Origin of the sequence: Ascidiimonas aurantiaca (genome assembly GCF_037646345.1) — a bacterium.
GTDB lineage: Bacteria > Bacteroidota > Bacteroidia > Flavobacteriales > Flavobacteriaceae > Ascidiimonas > Ascidiimonas aurantiaca.
In genome coordinates, this window is sequence record NZ_JBBEWR010000002.1 from 149016 (window position 1) to 167906 (window position 18891).

Here is an 18891-nt window from a genome sequence, read left to right on the forward strand (position 1 = left end):
AATTATGGATATACTTAGAATTAGTACGGCAGGAAGTGTAGATGATGGTAAAAGTACCCTTATTGGGAGGCTATTGTTTGATAACCACGCACTCACTAAAGAACAACAAGAGCTTGTAAGGCAAAAAACCATTGAAAAAGGGATGTCTGATCTGGACTTTTCGGTAATTACTGATGGCCTCATAGCAGAAAGGGAACAGGGCATAACCATAGATGTTGCCCATATCTATTTTTCAACCGGACAACGCAAGTTTATTATTGCCGATAGCCCGGGGCACGTTGAATATACCAGAAACATGGTTACCGGCGCATCGAATGCAGAGATATCTATCATTCTCATTGATGCCCGTAAAGGGCTCCTGGAGCAGAGTTACCGACATTTTTTTATTAGCCAGTTGCTGCGTATGGAGAATGTGATCTTCTGTATCAATAAAATGGATCTGGTAGATTACAGCGAAGACATTTTTCTGAAAATAGCGGCTGATATCAAACATATGGTAGATAGTTCTCAATACCATATACCAGAGATACATATTATTCCCATAAGTTCTCTTAAAGGAGATAATGTAGTACATGCTTCCGGCAATACCCCCTGGTATCAGGGCGCTACACTCAACACATTGCTGCATACCATAAGTTCATCTTCTGCAGGTCTCAGAAGCTTTCGTATGGAAGTACAACAGGTACTTCACGTTCAGAATGATGAGTTTGCTGATTTTAGGGGAATTACAGGGCGCATTAATGAAGGTGAAATAGAAACAGGAGCATCTGTTAAGATCCTTCCATCGGGAAAAGAAGCAAAGATAAAAGAAATACGAAAGTTCGAATCTATTATGAAAAAGGCACAAAAAGGGGACTCTGTGGTCATAAGACTGGACCGTGATGTAGATGTTAGCAGAGGGGCTCTGTTGGTTAAACCGGGAGAAGAACCCGGGGAAGCCAGAACGGTTAATGCCACGGTAGTTTGGCTGGATGAAGAAGAGGGGCGTACCGGAAACAAATACCATATTCAGGCCGGAAGCCGCCTCAACCAGGCAAAACTTCAGCAAATCCAGTATATGGTGCCTCCCGAAAATCCGGGCCTGAAACTGGAAACATCAAAACTGGCCCTCAACGATATTGCTAAGATAGAACTACGGTTGGCAAGTCCTCTTTACCTCGATACCTTTACTGATAACAGAGCCAATGGCGTGTTTATCCTTATCAATGCACAGACCCATAATACCTGTGCAGTAGGTTTTGTAGAAAACTAATGATTTAAGAAAACAATTTTTTAAGAATTGTTTATTTATATGCTGTTTTTTGAATTTTTCTGAAAAGAGGACTGCAACTGCGCAGTCCTCTTTGTTTTAAGCCTTCTACGAATAAGCCCCGGAATTTGGTACGTATGCCTTCGGGACTATAATCCCCTTATAATATTACTATACACATCTTTAAACTGATAGCCTTCTGTAAAACGTTGTTTATTGAGTTTGTTATAGCTTACGAGCCCCCAAAGTAGAAACTCCATCATAAAATAACGATCGTTAGATGGGATATCGGGTTGAAATGTATTTACAAGTTCCCTCAGAGGTTTAACTTCATCCAGTATCTTTTTGTATTCTTCATCATTGAGGTCATCGTGCAGATCAATGTTATTTTCTTCAAAAAACCATTCGATCAAAGGCTGATATGGGCTGTTTTCATCTGGTTTTTCCAGTTTTTCAATTTTTGGAAAGTACAACGCGAACAGGGTTTTAACACTATCTTCTATCAAATTTAGCGCTACTGCATCGGCACCTTCCTGTTCGCCTTCATATACGAGTTCTACTTTCCCGGTTATGGAAGGGATCACTCCGGTAAAATCTCCCAAACGTACGGTGGTTTCTGCATCTCCGTTAAGTAGTGAGCGTCTCTCGGCAGTACTCATAAGATTCTCATAAGCAGTGATACTCATACGGGCACTTACACCGCTCTTTTCATCAATAAACTCACTTTCGCGTGCTTCAAAACTAATTTGCTCGAGCAAATCACCTGCTAACTGAGGGATGTGTATCTTTTTAATTTGTTCGGGATTGATGCCGGCTTCCTGGGCAGTGATCTTTTTGGCAACAGCAATATCATGCGGATAGTGTGTGAGTATCTGAGAACCGATTCGATCCTTTAAAGGGGTAACGATACTTCCTCTATTGGTATAATCCTCAGGATTGGCTGTAAAAACAAATTGAATATCTAAAGGCAGGCGTACTTTAAAGCCCCGTATTTGCACATCGCCTTCCTGCAGTATATTGAACAGGGCCACTTGTATCCTGGCTTGCAGATCAGGCAGCTCATTAATCACAAAAATACAGCGGTTGGCTCGCGGTATCATTCCAAAATGTATAACACGGTCATCTGCATAGGATAGTTTAAGGTTGGCAGCTTTAATAGGGTCAACATCACCAATAAGATCTGCTACGGTAACATCTGGCGTGGCCAGTTTTTCAAAAAATCGTTCCTCTCGGTGTATCCAGCTTATGGGCGCCTGGTCTCCTTTTTCTTCTATAAGGTCTCTTGCATATCGTGAAATGGGCAATAAAGGGTCATCATTAATTTCCGATCCGCTTATTACCGGTATCCACTCATCCAGGAGTCTTGTCATTAAACGTGCCAGTCTTGTTTTTGCCTGCCCGCGTAAGCCCAGTAAATTTATGTTATGACAGGACAAAATGGCTCTTTCAAGCTCTGGGACCACTGTGTTTTCATAACCATAAATGCCTTCAAAAATGTTTTCCCGGTTCTTTATTTTCTGTATAAGATTTTCCCTGAGTTCCTGTTTTATGCTTTTCGTCTGGTAGCCGGCTTCTCGCAATTGCCCCAGCGTCTTAATTGTTTTAAAGTTCATATAGCAATTTATCTTTCAATACTTTTAAAAATCTAATTTATCCCCGTATGCGTTTCCTTCGGTTTTGTTCATAATCTTCAAAGATCATTTCACCCAATCCCCGCAATCCGGTATAAAAAGCCTTTCCTCTGTTCGCTTCTGTAAAGTGTTTTACAAAACGTTTTAAATACGGGTCCTGGGCAATCATGAAGGTAGTAATTGGAATATGTAGTTTTCTGGCCATTCGTGCCATATCATAACATTTCCCTACAATATAGCTGTCCAGCCCGGCGCTATTCATATAATAAGAGCCGTCTTTTTCTCTAATACAACTGGGTTTGCCATCGGTGATCATGAAAATTTGTTTGTTAGTATTTCGCTTTCGCCTTAACATATCCATGGCCAGTTGTAGCCCTGCTACCGTATTTGTATGATAGGGCCCTACCTGAAGATAAGGAAGGTCCTTAATAGAAATGGGCCAGGCATCATTACCAAAAACCAGAATATCCAGCGTGTCTTTAGGATATCTTGTAGTAATCAATTCTGCCAGGGCCATAGCTACTTTTTTTGCCGGTGTTATTCTATCTTCTCCATAGAGGATCATACTATGACTTATATCGATCATAAGTACAGTACTCATTTGCGCCTTAAAACGGGTTTCTTCTACTACGAGGTCTTCTTCTGTGAGTTGAAAATTATCAATGCCGTGATTGGTTTGGGCATTTTTCAGGCTTTCTGTCATAGATATTTGTTCAATACTGTCTCCATAACGGTATTCACGATATTCACCTGCATGCTCATCTCCGGTGCCTGTGTAGGATGTTTTATGATTCCCGGCTTTGCTCCTTTTTAGTTTTCCAAATATCTGCTCCAGTGCCTGCTGCCTGATAGCTCTTTCAGTTTTGGCTGTAATAGCCATACTGCCCTGGCCATTAGTGTCGAGCTCCTCACGTAAATATCCTTTCTTCTTAAGATCCTCAATAAAATCGTCAAGTGTGTATTCTTCATTGGTAAGATGGTATTCCTCATCCAATTGCCGGAGCCAGTCCAGTGCCTCATCTACATCTCCTGATGTGTGGGTTATAAGCTCCTTAAAAATATCAAACAATTTATCAAAAGGAGCCTGATAAGGGGTTTCATATTTTTCAAATCTAAACCCTTTTCTATTATGCATTTTTTTCATGACCCTTAAAATTACCAAATTTTTAGATAGCGGTGCCAGCCTGCCGCACCTTATATCCTAAAAGTTTTGTTAATTAATACATAGCTAGGCAATCCTCCTGAGAGGTATTTGAAGTAATAATTATTATTAGTAACTTCACCAACATTCTGTATTTCTTAAATTGAAAATTCATGTCATTTTTTTTGAGAGGCATCTTTATAGTAACAGGTGCACTGCTTTTGGCATCGTGTAGCGCTGCCCGTATAGTTGATAAACCCGTAGTTTTTAATGAACAGCGAAAACAACTTACCCTGGAGTATCTTAAGGAGCGTTACCGGCTGGAACAGTCAGAACCGCAAATATTACCCAAAATGATTGTTTTGCATTGGACGGCTATTCCTGATCTCGAGAGGTCGTTTAAGGCATTTCGAGATCCTGTATTACCTAATTGGCGACCTGAGATTGCAGGCGCCGGTGCTTTGAATGTTTCTGCTCATTTTCTTATAGATCGTGATGGAACTATTTACCGGCTGGTACCGGAAGAGGTAATGGCACGGCATGTTATTGGACTCAACCATTGTGCCATAGGGGTCGAGAATGTAGGAGGTACTCAGGATACACCCTTAACAAAGGCACAGGTAAGAGCTAATATCAAGCTCATAAAATACCTCAAAAAAAAGTATCCCATAGACTATCTCATTGGTCATTATGAATATACTTTGTTTGAGGGGCACGAGCTCTGGCTGGAAACCAACGATGCCTATCGTACAGAAAAAACCGATCCCGGACCGGCTTTTATGAATGAAGTACGCAATGCCGTTAAACAATTGAATTTTAAACTCCTACCTCAAAAAAACACTCAAAATGGCAACTAAAAAAGGTTTTTTATACGGTATAGCTTCTTTATGCTTCACCTTGGCCTATGCGCAGGATTTTGAAGAAGATCTATACAATTCCTACGATCGTTTTAAAGAAAAGAGTCTTACTGAAAGAAGGTTTAAACATGTAGATTTACAACCTTTAATTGAGAATTTATCAGGACATGACCTTATAGATAAAAGCACTGTGGGATACTCTATAGAAGGCCGCAAACTTTCCCTTTTAAGCATGGGTAGTGGTACGGTTGATGTTTTTCTATGGTCGCAGATGCACGGTGATGAGCCCACGGCTACTGCTGCTGTTTTTGATATTCTTAATTATTTTACCGATACACAAAAAGATGCCCGAAAAACCCGAATGCTTGAAAACCTTCGTATTCACTTTTTGCCTATGCTCAATCCCGATGGGGCTGAGGTATATAAACGCCGTAATACACTGGGAATTGATGTTAATCGGGATGCCTTACGACTGCAGTCGCCTGAAGGAAGGACCCTAAAGCGTGTAAGAGATAGTTTAGAGGCCGATTTTGGTTTTAACCTGCATGACCAGAGTATTCATTACAATACTTCAAGAACCGCCAATACAGCCACTGTTTCTTTTTTGGCACCGGCCTATAATTATGAAAAATCGGTAAATAAGGTTAGAGGTGATGCCATGAAAATCATTGTTCATATGAATGAAGTATTGCAAAGGTATATACCGGGAAAAGTAGGAAGGTATAACGATGATTTTGAACCCAGGGCATTTGGCGATAATATCCAGAAATGGGGAACCAGCACCATACTTATTGAGTCAGGAGGGTATCCGGGCGATATAGAAAAGCAATACATCAGAAAGTTGAATTTTGTGTCGATCCTTTCGGCCTTAGATGCCATTGCATCTGGAGACTACTCACAAAAACCTTTGCCTGCCTATGAAGATATCCCGCATAATGACCGCAAATTATTTGACCTCAAGCTCACCGGGTTCACATATCCTATTCAAGATAAAACATATATACTTGATATAGGTATACACCATTCGGAAACACAGGATACAGAAACCCAAAAACTGTATTATAACGGAAGGGTATCTGACCAGGGGGATCTGTCCACCTTTTTCGGATATAAAGAAAAAGATATGAACGGTTATACATATGTACCTGCAAAAGTGTATCCTGAAAAGTTGGCAGATATGGGAGCATTGGGAAAACTTGATATAAAAAGCCTTCTTCAAAAAGGATATGCTTATTTGAAAATAGAGAATGTGCCTGAAGACCAAGTTTTTACCGATTTCCCTATGCATCTTGTTCCCGATGGCTTTGAGCCTTCATCGCTGTTAAACCCGGGAGTAAATGCTACTTTTTTCCTGGCTAAAAATAACAGTATTCACTATGCGGTGATCAATGGTTTTTTGATAGATGTGAATAATGTAGAGTCAAACAATGGAAACGGTCTCATCATCAGGTAAATTTTTACAACATTTATTGGCTAATTACACTTTGCGTCTGCACTTTCTCTGGTTGGTTTTTACTGCGGGAGTGTTTACTTCATCAGCTCAGGAGCTTTTAGGTGATACGGGTAATTTTCGGTTTTGGGAAACACAACTCACTGCGCAGGGGCAACCCCAAAAGGTATTTGTTCTGGAGATAGCCAAAACTGCTCTTAACGGGCACAATCTTACTCTGGCGTATGCCCGTGACTCTTTGGTCACTACAAGTATGATGGCAAAGAGCGCACAGGCTGTTGTTGCTATTAACGGAGGCTTTTTTAATGTAAACGAAGGATATCCCGTTACTTATACTGAAATTAACGGAATCCCTATAGGTTTTACAGAAAGTACGGAACAAAGGCAGCAGGAACCCGATTATTTTCTCAACGGATCGGTAATAGCAGATACTATGGGAAACTTAAAAATAGAAGCAGTTAAAACCGATAAATTCTATCAAAACTCCAAAGAAGAAAAACTTGTACTGGTAGCAGGCCCTTTGCTGGTAGCCAATTCTGTAACTACCGTACTGCCGGATATCGCCTTTGTAAATAAAAGGCACCCGCGAAGTTGTCTTTGCGAAAAGGAAAAGACATTTTATTTTATTGTGGTCGATGGAAGAAGTGAGGTATCTGTAGGGATGAGTTTAAGAGAGTTACAGCAATTCCTGGAGAAATTGGGATGCAAAAATGCACTCAATCTCGATGGAGGAGGTTCATCAACACTATGGGTTGATTTTCCTGAAAAAGAAGGTGTATTGAACCGACCCAGTGATGCAGCCGGGGAAAGGCCTGTACATAATGCATTAATACTGGTTCCTGAAAATCAATGACGCTTTCGTTGAAAGTCCATTAAAAAAATAAGGGTCATTACTACCATAAACAAAGCAAACGGCAGGGAAGTAATAATGAGTAGTTTTTGAAGCGCCTGAAGAACATCTGTATCGGGCCGGGCATTTCCAAGAATTAGAATGGCTACCGCAAACACTGCAATAAATACACTCCATATAAGCCGGTGCTTTCGCGAGGGTTTTTTACTTCCTTTATCGGTAAACATACTAAGTACGAATACTGCCGAATCTACAGAAGTTACCAGAAAACTAATAAGCAGGAAAATAGAAACGGCGTTTACCAGTCCCTGAAAGGGGTAATTTCTAAGAAATATAAAAAGGGAAGTGAATACATTGTCAAATTCACCTTTATAGGTTCCCCAGTTGTCAATGAGTTGAAAGGCAGATTCCCCAAAGACCGAAAACCAGAAAAAAGTACCTAATGAGGGGATGATCATTACACCCAGTAGTAAAGATCTAAGTGTGCGGCCGCGTGAAATACGTGCGATAAAAATACCGGTAAACGGGGCCCATGCCAGCCAGAAGGCCCAGTAATAGTAAGTCCAATCCGTTAAAAATGCCTTTCCCGGGTTAAAGGGACCGGCGGCTATGCTCAAAGGAATAAAATCTATAATATATTGATAAGTGGCTCTGCCAAACGATGTAATAACGGCGGTTATATTACTTTGAGTAAAAATAAAAGCCAGCAGAATAAGGGTTACCGCAATGTTAAGCCTGGATATTACTTTGATACCTTTATTAACACCGGCCCATACCGATAAAAAAGCTAAAAAGCAGATGAGGAGGGTAAGGAATATGGTGAACTTAATTCCAAAACCGGCATCAAACAAATGGTTAAGTCCCCCGTTAATTTGTGTAGTTCCTAAACCTATGGCCCCAATAAGCCCGAATACCGTAGTGATAACAGCGAGTATATCGATCCCGTTTTTGGCTATGGGAAGCCGGATACGGTTCTCTATGGCCGAACTTACCAGTACTTTTTTCTTATGAATAAAGATGTAGTACCCGATAATCATGGCAAAGAGTGCATAAAAAGCCCAGGGCGTAAACCCCCATTGGTAAAAGGTGTATTCAAGGGCAATAATGCGAGAAGGAACGTCACTTTGAAAAGGTGGATGATGTTTCATATACACAGGTTCCTGTACTGCCCTTAATAAAATGCCGGCTCCCATACCTGCACTGTATAGCATGGCTACCCAGGACCATAGGGAATGCTCCGGTTTTTCAGTTTTCCCCCCTAATCTTTTTCTACCCAGAGGAGAAAGTGCAACTCCCACAATAAAAAGTACACAAAACAGGCCCAACCACAGATAAAAATTACCAAACCAGTTACGTACCCATATAGAAACATTTTCTATAAGCTCATAATACGTTTCAGTAATAAAAAAAGAAGGAAGGGTAAAAATCAAAAGAATACCTAAGGAAAGGTATAACAAAACATTTTTTCGATATTTTTTTATAAAACTAATGGTTAGTGTTTTAGTAAAATCGGGCTGTATATTTATCGGGCATATACCTGTATTATTCCCTGATCATCTTTTGGAACAAAACAGTCGCATCGCTAAAGTAATAAAATTCACCGTCTTTTATGAAAAACAAAGCGACCGGGTTACGCAAAATATTGTTGTAAATACCTGTTTTTAGATTTTTGCAGCAAGTATAAAAGCATTAGTTTTGTGCCCTTTAAAAATAAGAGCTGTGTATTATATTTTGCATGGCATCAGATATTTACGAGACAATCTAACCCCATGCTATGAAAAAATATTTCAATTTATTTGACCTCACCCAAAAGGTACATTATAAAACTGAAATACTTTCAGGAATCACGGTAGCGCTGGCTTTGGTACCGGAAGCAGTAGCTTTTGCTTTAATAGCGGGTTTGTCTCCCTTAACCGGTTTGTACGCCGCTTTTGTAATGGGGCTGGTTACCTCAATTTTTGGTGGCAGGCCGGGAATGATCTCAGGGGCCACGGGAGCAGTAGCCGTAGTTTTGGTTACACTGGTGAAAAGTCATGGGGTAGAGTATGTATTTGCTACCGTTTTTCTGGCTGGTATATTGCAGGCAACCGCCGGGTTTTTAAAACTTGGAAAATTAATGCGTCTGGTGCCCCATCCGGTAATTTTCGGTTTTGTGAACGGGCTGGCTATCATCATTTTTATGGCGCAGTTGGAACAATTTCGTGATGCTTCGGGCAACTGGCTAACAGGCAGTGCGCTATATATAATGCTCGGTTTGGTATTGGTTACCATGTTCGTTATCTGGGGCCTTCCAAAGATCAGTAAGGCCGTTCCGGCATCATTGGTAGCAATACTCGCTATTTTTGCGCTGGTAACGGTATTGGGTATTGATACCAAAACAGTAGGGGATATAGCTTCTATAAAAGGAGGGTTCCCGCCATTTCATATTCCCCAGGTACCTTTTCATATAGAAACTTTGCAAATTATTTTCCCGTATGCCCTTATTGTAGCAGGAGTAGGGCTTATTGAGAGCCTCCTTACGCTCAATATTGTTGATGAGATAACAGAAACCAGAGGAAGAGGCAATAAAGAAGCCGTTGCGCAGGGTATGGCCAATATGCTTTCGGGCATATTTTCGGGTATGGGAGGGTGTGCTATGATAGGACAAAGCCTTATTAATATCTCAAATGGGGCAAGAGCACGCCTGTCTGGTATAGTAGCAGCCGTGATGTTGTTGATTTTTATCATGTTTGGTGCTGCCCTTATAGAACAATTGCCAATAGCAGCTCTTACCGGACTTATGATCATGGTGGCCATAGGTACTTTTGAGTGGGCTAGCATACGAACATTTACCCGTATGCCCAGATCAGATATTTTTGTCATGGTGCTCGTAACACTGGTAACCTTGTTTTTACACAATCTGGCACTGGCTGTTATTTTAGGTGTGGTTATTTCTGCTCTGGTATTTGCATGGGATAACGCTAAGCGAATACGGGCCAGAAAACGAACAGATGAAAATGGAACCAAATATTATGAGATATACGGGCCTTTATTTTTTGGTTCGATCAGTGCTTTTAATGAAAAGTTCGATATCGCAAATGATCCGGAGGAGGTAGTGATCGACTTTAAAGAAAGCCGGGTAGTAGATATGTCTGCGATAGAAGCCCTTAATAAAATTACAGAACGTTATCACAAGGTAGGTAAAACCATTCACCTTAAGCACCTGAGTCCGGATTGCCGAAAATTACTCAAAAATGCTGAAAAGATTATTGAAGTGAATGTATTAGAAGACCCTACTTACAAAGTAGTTGTTGACGATATTTAAATCGTAAGGATATAAAAAAGCGCCTTTTCAAAAAGGCGCTTTTCCAGGTCTTAATTTAACAAAAGGTTTAGTTTTAGGGTTGGTAATCATGAGAACCTTAAATACCTTTCGTCTGGTTGAAACCAGAGAAACTTTTTACCAGGAGAGTCCATGATAAGAAGATACCTGATCGTTCCATGATCTTCTCCACAACCACCATCCTGATAGTGTGTACCACCGGAGGTTGCGAATACCGAAAGCGGTACCTGTAAAGCGACCAAAAAGGAAGTTAAGAGAACGTCCTTCATAACAAATGTGCTGGCGAAGGCTTACATAAATGTTTCGCTCAAAAGGTTTGACTAATATAAGAGAAGACATTTGGTCATTGTTACCGGAACCTACCCAATGATTGCCCGTATTCCTTGCATTGAGTCTTCGTAAGGTGGTCATCTCGGTATTATAGTTAATATGCCGGTAGAAATAATAATCGCCTGTACCGGGCAAGAACCAGCTATTACAATTTCTGGCAGTTTGATCCGGGGTGCTGGCCAGATCTGCTGGCGCCTGTTGTTCTTTTATCAGGTAGTTGTCCAATTCTTCCTGTGTGTCAAAAACGGTAATATTGATCTCTGTTTTATTTTCTACAGGATCTTCAAAATACAATACTCCCGGACCTTTCTCATCACTGAATAATTGCTCTGCCTGACCTACATCTCCTTTGGTGTTTACTACCGTCTTTTCAATTTCATTTAAGGTGTAGATAACCTGAAATGTCTGGCCCTTGTAGGTGTAATTGTGGGTAATGTCAATAGCTTCCTGTGGTACCTCAAGTGTGGTTGAATTTACCGCTTCTGCAGAAGCTTCAATTTCGGGGTTAGTTACAGGTGATTCTTCTTGTTGGCAGCTTGTGGCTGCGACAAACATTAGCAAAACAGCTAACGACTTTAAATAACTCATTTTCATAGTTTTGATTTTTAGTGATTAATTTTAATTAAGTTAATTCTTACTATAAAAATAAGTTAAATATTATGTTTCAACAATTCTATTTTTGATTTTTTCGATGAGTTACCGATTAATCTTCCGCACCCTTATGAGCGGTTTGTTTCTAGGCAGGATCACCTATAAAAAGAGACGGTCTTTCTAGACCGTCTCTTTTTTACAAAGTGAGATTTTGTTTAATACTGCTGCTATTATAGTATGTTGAGGTTTGCCGCAAATGAGATGTTACGCCCCGGCGCAAATATACGCTGTTGTGCATCAGACCTGAAAGCTCTGTTCAAATGTTCAAAATAGGCCTCATCAAAGAGGTTTTGTACCTGTACAGAAATACGCAGGTTTTTGGTAAGCTCATATTGTACAGCTATATCCATGTTGGTAAATGAGGGAGTTTCCGGTTCTCCAAATTCAGGGGAAACCCTGTTCTGTTCTAATACATGGCGTAAGGTAAAGGAAGGTTTTAGTTTTCCTTTAAAATAATTGCCACTTAGCGTATAGCGAATGTCCAGAGGCGGTATTTCGGGTAGGGGTTCATCTCTTTCCAGATCTTCCCCAAGAGTGTAGGCACCACTGAGTTGATGCTGAAGACCTGCAAAGAGTTCCTGATTCCATGTGATCTCAAATCCGGTTTTAAACGCCTCATCAATGTTAATAAACTGGCGTACTCCCGGACTGTTTCCCAGGCGTGGTTCCAGATCAGGGTCAATTATAGATGAGATAAAGTCCTGCAGATACGCGGCAAATACGTTGAAGGTAATTTGTGTTTTATTCTTTTTGAGATGTAAAGTAATATCTGCCTGATTGTTTATTTCAGGGTCAAGCAAAGGGTTTCCCAACATTTCAAAGCGATCTTGTCCCACCGGGAAAAAGTTTATATAACGCTCGGTGATGCTTCCGCTTCGTTGTGCCCGGGATAACCATATACCTAATGAATATTCAGAATTAAAAGACTTTACGGCTCCTAAGCTTATACTGGGATTTATTTGTGTTTCGCCGGTATCTGAATAAATAGAGTTAAATTCAGATTGTTCATCATTTATTCTGGCATCATTCAGGTTTATTCTACCTGAAAGTATATATTGCCAGGTCTGGTTTTGAATACGGTACTCAGCAAACAGGCCACTTTTAAAAATACGGCTGTTCTGCCATGCATTGTCAAAAAATGTACTTCCTGCATTTGGGCCCATAAGAGGTGTTCGTGCTCGTACGCCTTCGGCTTTATCCAGGCGAACATCTGCTCCCACATATAAGGTTCTGTTTGAAAATGTCCATATTCCTTCAGTTCGTGCTCCATAAGTATGTGTTTTCGCATTTGTTTCGGCATCTGTCATCCTGGAAGCGGGATCTCTAAGGGTGTTGCTCATTAAGTGGTTTACAAAAGTGCCATAAACGGTACTGTTCCAGGAGGTAAGATGTTTATTGTTTATAGTAACGTCATGTCTTGCATTGAAAAGCCACGTGTCATCCTCTAACATGTCCATAGGCAGGGCGGGAAAATCTACATCTCTTGCCCTGTTGTAGGTAGTTGAAAAGGTGAGTTGTTGGTTTTCGGAAAGCTGCCAGCCCAGGTTAATACCAAAACTGCCTCTTGAAAAATTTGCGGGTACCTCTTCTCCGTTCCCGTCTTGGTAATCATCTCCGTTAGCATAAGATGCAAAAATCCCCATATCTGTTCTTTTTCCGGTAATATTGAATTGTCCTTCATTCCGGCTTACATTTCCGTTTGCATCATAGCCGGATGAGACCCTTCCGGTTAGGGTAATTTTTTCGGTAAACCAAGGTGTAACAGGTACAAAATTAATGGTAGCTCCTACTGCGTTACCGTATCGTAAGGCATGCGGCCCCTTTAATATTTCTACCCGTTGCATCATATTTACAGGGATCTGACTGCTCGGAGTGTCCATTCGGTTGGGGCAGGCCGCTATGGCAGACTGCGCTCCATTGATTACAATGTTGAGCTGGTCGTATTTAAAACCGCGTATTACCGGGTCAAATGCATAACTGCCACTTTTACGAATACTATTTATGGCCGGACTTTGGTTTAGCAGAGCACCGCCATCATGTTGCATCTTGTCCAGATAGCTTAGGTTTAATACCTCTTTTTCTCCTTTTTCAGGACGTATGGCAATAACCGTTACCGGTTGTAACTGGGTAGTGATAGGATATAAACGTATATCTCCACTTTTCAGGATCTCGGTGACCTCCTGTGGTTTAAGTTCTATACGGCCGTACTGTATATGCGAGATGATCAAAGAAGTATTTGCTCTAACTATAATTTCAATATGTCCTTTTTCATTGGAGACACCTTTTTGATCTCCATAAATAAAAGTGGCTCCGGTTACCTGGGTGCCGGAAGCAGCGTCTGTCAATTGTATTTTTTGTTGTGCATACAATAAAAACCCTGTACAACACAGAATTATTGAAAAAAGTATTTTCATGTTTAGTGTTTCTTTTTGTTATAGAAGCATCCATCGGGAAACTTTACTGTGTGTTCCCGTGAATGCCAGGCATTGGCAGTGGTCTTAAAAATTGTGCATGCCGAAGCCTCGATAAGTTTTGTTATGATAAATGCTTATAAACAAAAAGGAACTTAGGAGGAGGGTCAATCACTTCTGATAGTTCCATACCCGAAATGTCAAGATATAAGAAATTGGATTTAAGTACGCTGCTAAGTTTTAACAGACTTTCCAATTTTAGACAACCATTAAAAAAAAGTGGGACAAAAAGCTCAAAATTTATAGTGAAATCACCATTATTTGAATCGGCAGGTTGTTCTGTAGAAGTAAGTTTTTGGGCCAGATAGCATTTCCCGTCACAGTTAAGTTCCGGCTTTTCTTTATTCACACAAAAATTTTCTATGATGTAAACAATGTTGTAATGGTAATCGATCAGATTTACCAATAGTATTGTTGGCCTCAGAATAAGGGATAGCAGCAATACCAGAGAAAAGATTAATTTCATAAATTATAGAAACTTCTCATACAATAAAAGAGTGCTTTTGTAAAAGCAGGTCAAAAGTAAAACATTTTAGAAAGTGATGAAATGACCTTTATCATTCAATGAATTTAATACTAATGGGATAGAAACGGTTGGTGCAAAGTAATAGCAAGGCTTGAGAAGGTTGGTCTTTGGATATCAAATTCGTAAATTAAAGGTTCAAAAAATACAATATGAAGGTCGTAATTTTTATTTTATGCCTGGCAGGGACGGTGCAGAATACACTGGCACAGACACTTATGGATGAACAAAGGGAAAAAATGATACGTGAGCAGTTAGTAGCAAGAGGGATTACCAGCAATACTGTACTCAACGCTATGAGAGATGTTCCCAGGCATGTATTTGTACCGGAGAATGAGAGAGCCTCAGCATATACTGATGGGCCCTTGCCCATAGGAGAAAAGCAAACCATATCACAACCGTATATGGTGGCATACATAACACAGGCCTTGCAACTAAAACCAACCTACAGGGTACTCGAAATAGGTACAGGTTCGGGATATCAGGCAGCTGTACTTGCTGAGATCGTTGATAGTGTGTACACTATTGAAATTGTCAGGAAGCTTGGGATGGACGCCCGTTCAAGGCTGGATTCTCTGGGCTATTCTAATATTGAAGTGCAAATAGGCGATGGATACCACGGTTGGCCTGCAAATGCTCCTTTTGATGCCATAATGGTCACTGCCGGGGCCGAAAGTGTTCCTCCGGCACTCGTAGATCAATTAAAAGATGGTGGAAAAATGATTATTCCCGTAGGGCCACATCGCGGAGTACGAAAGCTTTTGCTAATCACTAAAAAGGGAAATAAAATAAAGACCAGGCATCTTATGAATGTACGTTTTGTCCCTTTTACAAGACATCAGTAATTCAAAAAAAATGGTCTAGTTCATCGTGTGGAAAAGACCCGATGCAATAATGAAGCATTTATAAGTGAAATAAAAACAGGGAACTTTGATGAATACCTGCTAAAACACCATACAGACCCTGTAAAACGATAATACGGAGGAATATACTTTTTTACGTTTTTAGCTTTTTGAAAGGCCCATTACGATGTATATTTTTTTAATTTGCCGGCGAATATAATTATCCGCTAACAAAAGCTTTGACAACACTAAAAACATATCTAAATAAACGCTACCCTTATTACTACAAAGGATCTGACCTTTTCGTAATTGCGGTCACGATAGCTGTACTAAGCTTTGTATTTACTTATTTTTTTGAACCTTTTGAAGTAAACAGAGCGGAGCATAAAATTAATTTTTTGTGGATATGCGTTATCCATTCGGTTACCCCTTTTGTTATCATGTTACTTTATTTTGGGATACGTAATGTTTTTGTTACCGAAGAAACTTCCTGGGTAATGGGAAAAGAGGTTCTTCACCTTATCATAGTGTTGCTTTTAATGGGTGTGGGGAGTTTTTTGGTTCGCGATATTATTTATACCAATCCCGATAACTGGTCCTTACGATATTTATTTGAGGAAATACGTAATACCTTCCTGGTAGGTATTCTCATTATAGGATTTTTTCTGCCGTTAAACCTGGAAAGGCTCATTCATAAATTTGAAAAAAGTGCATACCGTATAAAGCTTTCCGGAAAAAAGAAGATCACTAATGAACAGACCCAATCGGTTTTTGTAACTTCTCATATTCCTTCGGAAAGTTTCCAGTTGAATACAGACCAATTTCTTTTTGCCAAAGCAGACGGCAACTATGTTGAAGTGTTTACTCGGCAGGGATCAGATGTTACTAAACAGATCATTCGGTTAACTCTAAAAGAACTAAATCATCAACTGGAAGCATATCCTTTTGTTTTTCAAACGCACCGTTCTTATTTAATAAACCTAAACGCTATTGTTTCAGTATCAGGAAATGCTCAGGGGTACGATTTAGAACTTAGCAATTATTCGGGCCTTATTCCCGTGGCAAGGTCTCGTATCGGGAAATTCAACACCCTTCTTTCATAACAGGTTAAAAACAATGAGAAAACGTGGCATTTGCTATAGCCTCTTGTTACTCATCACATACTTTTGTCATTCATCACTTTGCATGTATTTACCTCTAAATATCCTATAGTTTTGCCTTGTAAATTTTAAACCAAAAAAATGCAAAGTGATCTGAGAAGATACGATATAGACTGGTGGCGGGTAATAGCAATATTGGCAGTGTATCTGCATCATATAGGAATGCCGTTTAATGGAGACGGTTTTCATATTATGAACGAAGAGTCCAGTAAACTGTTAGATGACCTCATGGTTTTTTTCGAGCAGTTTCGACTTCCCATGTTATTTCTTATTTCGGGTACGGGAACCGTATATGCATTTTCTAAACGAAACTGGATACAGTTTATAAAAGAACGCTCATACCGGTTATTGATCCCGTTGTTTTTTGGTATCTTGTTTATTGTGCCGCCACAAACCTTTTTTGAGAACAGAGAACAGTTTACATCCTATTTTAGTTTTTACAATGATCTTTTATCTCATATAGAAGTAAATCACTTGTGGTTTATAGGGAATTTGTTTTGGATGTCAGCAGCGTGTATCCCGATTATTTTATATCTGAGATCTTCAAGGTCAGATATCTTAAAAAAGTACTTAAGTTTCATGGCCACTAAGAAATACGGTATTCTCCTATGGGGTGTTTTACTCATTCTTATCAAGATACTATCAAAAAAATACTATCCCGGTGATTCCAAAAGTATCTTGAATTTATCTTCGACCTTGTATTTCGGGTATTATTTTATTGCAGGTATCGTATTTGCCTCTTCGGGAATACTCTGGCAATATTTGTTAAAGCACAGAAAAACCAATTTTTACCTGGCATTGATATGTTCAATGGTATTTTACACGTACTACTACCTTCCCGATGAGATCGTTTCACCATATTTATCCCTAACTACGCAATGGAACATCTGGTATGCAGTATCGGGTATTACCGGTTGGTCATGGATCATTACGGCATTGGGCTACGGGCAGGTATGGTTCAATAAAAGGAGTATGTTGCTTTCAAAAATGAACGAAGCTATATATCCTTTTTACATTTTACACCAAACGGTAATCGTACTGCTGGCATACTATCTGGTCCAATTAGATCTTTCTATAGGGGTGAAGATGTTATTGTTGTTAGCACTTTCTTTCCCTGTTATTGTTTTGATATACCGTTTTATAGTGTATCCTTTTCGTATCACAAGGGTCCTTTTTGGCATGAGATCAAAACCTAAAGTAAAAGAAACAGCACTCGCAGATGTTAATCCAACATAAAACCTAGCCATACTTATTGTACCACCAATGTAACCATTTTATCAGATACTGTTTTAACGGCAAGTGTATCTTTACTAATTAAAGAAGATATGTTCATTATGTAATCACAATGTGAGTGAAAGAGATCTTTTGGCATATACCCATTTACGGCTTTTAGAGTATCTCCAATTTTTAACGGAAAAGAGGGGGACGTTCGGTTAACTACCCAAAGTGAATCGTTTAGAATGCCAGGGATAAATGCTTTTGCTCTTTCAATATGTATTTCTTTGAAAGGTTGAAGAGTGATCTCCTGTTGGTCGTAATCTATTAAAACAATACAACTTTTAAGAAATTCATTACCTAACAGTGCTTTGCCGATAGCTGAGAATTCAACAGGCATGTTTTGAGAATATCCGCCAATGGAAACTTCCAGGTCTTTTATGGTGAGGGTATCTCGGTTACTGCCATAGATGCCCGAAGTTGACCGGTCAAATACAATTCGTTCATTCTTTGACGAGAAAGCTTTTTTAAATTTATCCGGTAGTACGAGCCCGCCGTTATAACCTACATCAAAAAGTATGTTTTCAACCGTTCGTCCTTCAATCTCTAAAGTAATTTTGGGTGTACCCGAAAGCGTTGGTTTCTCAAAAGGGATACTGTAAGCGGTTCGGTTCGGTACTTTGGGAAAAGGGGTGTCAGAAAAATATATTTGTTCGTTTTGATAATCAATTTTCCAGTGAGCCAGTTTAATCAAATTAGCGCCAATAATGCCGTGTGCCGCTACACATGGACTTGCAGAGGTTTTATCATATACCACCTTTCCGGCACCTATGTTGTAAAACGAGGTATTGCCCAGCCGAATAGAATCTATACGGGTTACTTCAATATCCCTGGTCACGCCTTGAGCAGTGGAATTTTTTTTTGTGGTAACTGTTGGCAACCCAAGTGTCTCGGCCAGATTGTTTTCAAGTTTACTGTTAAAAGCCCCGGTGTCAAAAATAAATTCCTTTTCAGTGGGGTCATCGTTTACATATGCTTTAATTACAATAATGTCCTTGCGTAATTCAAAAGGAATCACCTCCACAAATTCTTGTTTTCGTAATTCTCCGTTAGAAAGCAGCCGTACGTTGGCCATGTACGAGCAATTACTTAGTAATAAAGGAACAATTAAAATATAAAAAAGGCGTGTAGATCTCATT

General features: G+C 39.8%; 15 protein-coding genes. 8 read left to right on the forward strand and 7 right to left on the reverse strand.

All coding sequences use genetic code 11. From position 1 onward, the window contains the following. Window positions 1-4: 4 nt before the first annotated feature. Window positions 5-1252: a sulfate adenylyltransferase subunit 1 gene (locus WAO84_RS03200; protein WP_340063586.1), complete on the forward strand. Its 1248-nt coding sequence runs from the start codon at window positions 5-7 to the stop codon at window positions 1250-1252. 146 nt (window positions 1253-1398) lie between these two features. Here the strand turns inward: WAO84_RS03200 and WAO84_RS03205 are convergent, their stop codons facing one another. Both WAO84_RS03205 and WAO84_RS03210 read right to left on the reverse strand, forming a co-directional pair. Next, complete coding sequence (locus tag WAO84_RS03205; protein ID WP_340063587.1) at window positions 1399-2862, reverse strand: MoxR family ATPase; 1464 nt, start codon at window positions 2860-2862, stop codon at window positions 1399-1401. Between the two features lie 37 nt (window positions 2863-2899). Beyond that, window positions 2900-4024 (reverse strand): vWA domain-containing protein, encoded by a 1125-nt coding sequence (locus tag WAO84_RS03210; protein ID WP_340063588.1) that lies wholly within the window; start codon window positions 4022-4024, stop codon window positions 2900-2902. A gap of 170 nt (window positions 4025-4194) precedes the next feature. Here WAO84_RS03210 and WAO84_RS03215 point away from each other — a divergent pair, with 170 nt between their 5' ends. The 3 genes from WAO84_RS03215 to WAO84_RS03225 are packed head-to-tail and all read left to right on the forward strand — an operon-like array spanning window position 4195 to window position 7181. Beyond that, window positions 4195-4878, forward strand: coding sequence for an N-acetylmuramoyl-L-alanine amidase (locus WAO84_RS03215; RefSeq protein WP_340063589.1), 684 nt, complete (start codon window positions 4195-4197; stop codon window positions 4876-4878). Next, on the forward strand, window positions 4868-6331 hold the full coding sequence (locus WAO84_RS03220) for a M14 family zinc carboxypeptidase (protein ID WP_340063590.1): 1464 nt from the start codon (window positions 4868-4870) through the stop codon (window positions 6329-6331). Before WAO84_RS03215 ends, WAO84_RS03220 begins: the two co-directional genes overlap by 11 nt. Continuing rightward, complete coding sequence (locus WAO84_RS03225; protein WP_340063591.1) at window positions 6306-7181, forward strand: phosphodiester glycosidase family protein; 876 nt, start codon at window positions 6306-6308, stop codon at window positions 7179-7181. The genes WAO84_RS03220 and WAO84_RS03225 overlap by 26 nt, the downstream gene beginning before the upstream one ends. Here WAO84_RS03225 and WAO84_RS03230 read toward each other — a convergent pair. Next, window positions 7175-8635: a BCCT family transporter gene (locus WAO84_RS03230; protein ID WP_340063592.1), complete on the reverse strand. Its 1461-nt coding sequence runs from the start codon at window positions 8633-8635 to the stop codon at window positions 7175-7177. The two genes, WAO84_RS03225 and WAO84_RS03230, sit on opposite strands and share 7 nt — an antisense overlap. A gap of 317 nt (window positions 8636-8952) precedes the next feature. On the opposite strand from WAO84_RS03230, the gene WAO84_RS03235 reads away from it, so the two are divergent. After that, complete coding sequence (locus tag WAO84_RS03235; RefSeq protein ID WP_340063593.1) at window positions 8953-10482, forward strand: SulP family inorganic anion transporter; 1530 nt, start codon at window positions 8953-8955, stop codon at window positions 10480-10482. Window positions 10483-10617: 135 nt separating this feature from the next. On the opposite strand, the gene WAO84_RS03240 is transcribed toward WAO84_RS03235, so the two are convergent. From WAO84_RS03240 to WAO84_RS03250, 3 genes are all read right to left on the reverse strand, one after another. Further along, window positions 10618-11418, reverse strand: coding sequence for a hypothetical protein (locus WAO84_RS03240; RefSeq protein ID WP_340063594.1), 801 nt, complete (start codon window positions 11416-11418; stop codon window positions 10618-10620). A gap of 233 nt (window positions 11419-11651) precedes the next feature. Then, the gene (locus WAO84_RS03245) at window positions 11652-13895 is read right to left on the reverse strand and encodes a TonB-dependent receptor (protein WP_340063595.1); all 2244 of its coding nucleotides are present in this window, start codon (window positions 13893-13895) and stop codon (window positions 11652-11654) included. Between the two features lie 121 nt (window positions 13896-14016). Next, window positions 14017-14418: a hypothetical protein gene (locus WAO84_RS03250; RefSeq protein ID WP_340063596.1), complete on the reverse strand. Its 402-nt coding sequence runs from the start codon at window positions 14416-14418 to the stop codon at window positions 14017-14019. 209 nt (window positions 14419-14627) lie between these two features. Here WAO84_RS03250 and WAO84_RS03255 point away from each other — a divergent pair, with 209 nt between their 5' ends. From WAO84_RS03255 to WAO84_RS03265, 3 genes are all read left to right on the forward strand, one after another. Further along, a complete protein-coding gene (locus tag WAO84_RS03255) occupies window positions 14628-15320 on the forward strand; it encodes a protein-L-isoaspartate(D-aspartate) O-methyltransferase (protein WP_340063597.1) in 693 nt (230 codons plus the stop codon). Between the two features lie 437 nt (window positions 15321-15757). Beyond that, window positions 15758-16420, forward strand: coding sequence for a LytR/AlgR family response regulator transcription factor (locus WAO84_RS03260; RefSeq protein ID WP_340063598.1), 663 nt, complete (start codon window positions 15758-15760; stop codon window positions 16418-16420). Between the two features lie 138 nt (window positions 16421-16558). Continuing rightward, the gene (locus tag WAO84_RS03265; RefSeq protein ID WP_340063599.1) at window positions 16559-17713 is read left to right on the forward strand and encodes an acyltransferase family protein; all 1155 of its coding nucleotides are present in this window, start codon (window positions 16559-16561) and stop codon (window positions 17711-17713) included. Window positions 17714-17726: 13 nt separating this feature from the next. Here WAO84_RS03265 and WAO84_RS03270 read toward each other — a convergent pair whose 3' ends face one another. Further along, window positions 17727-18890: a retropepsin-like aspartic protease gene (locus tag WAO84_RS03270; RefSeq protein WP_340063600.1), complete on the reverse strand. Its 1164-nt coding sequence runs from the start codon at window positions 18888-18890 to the stop codon at window positions 17727-17729. Between the last annotated feature and the right edge of the window lies 1 nt (window position 18891).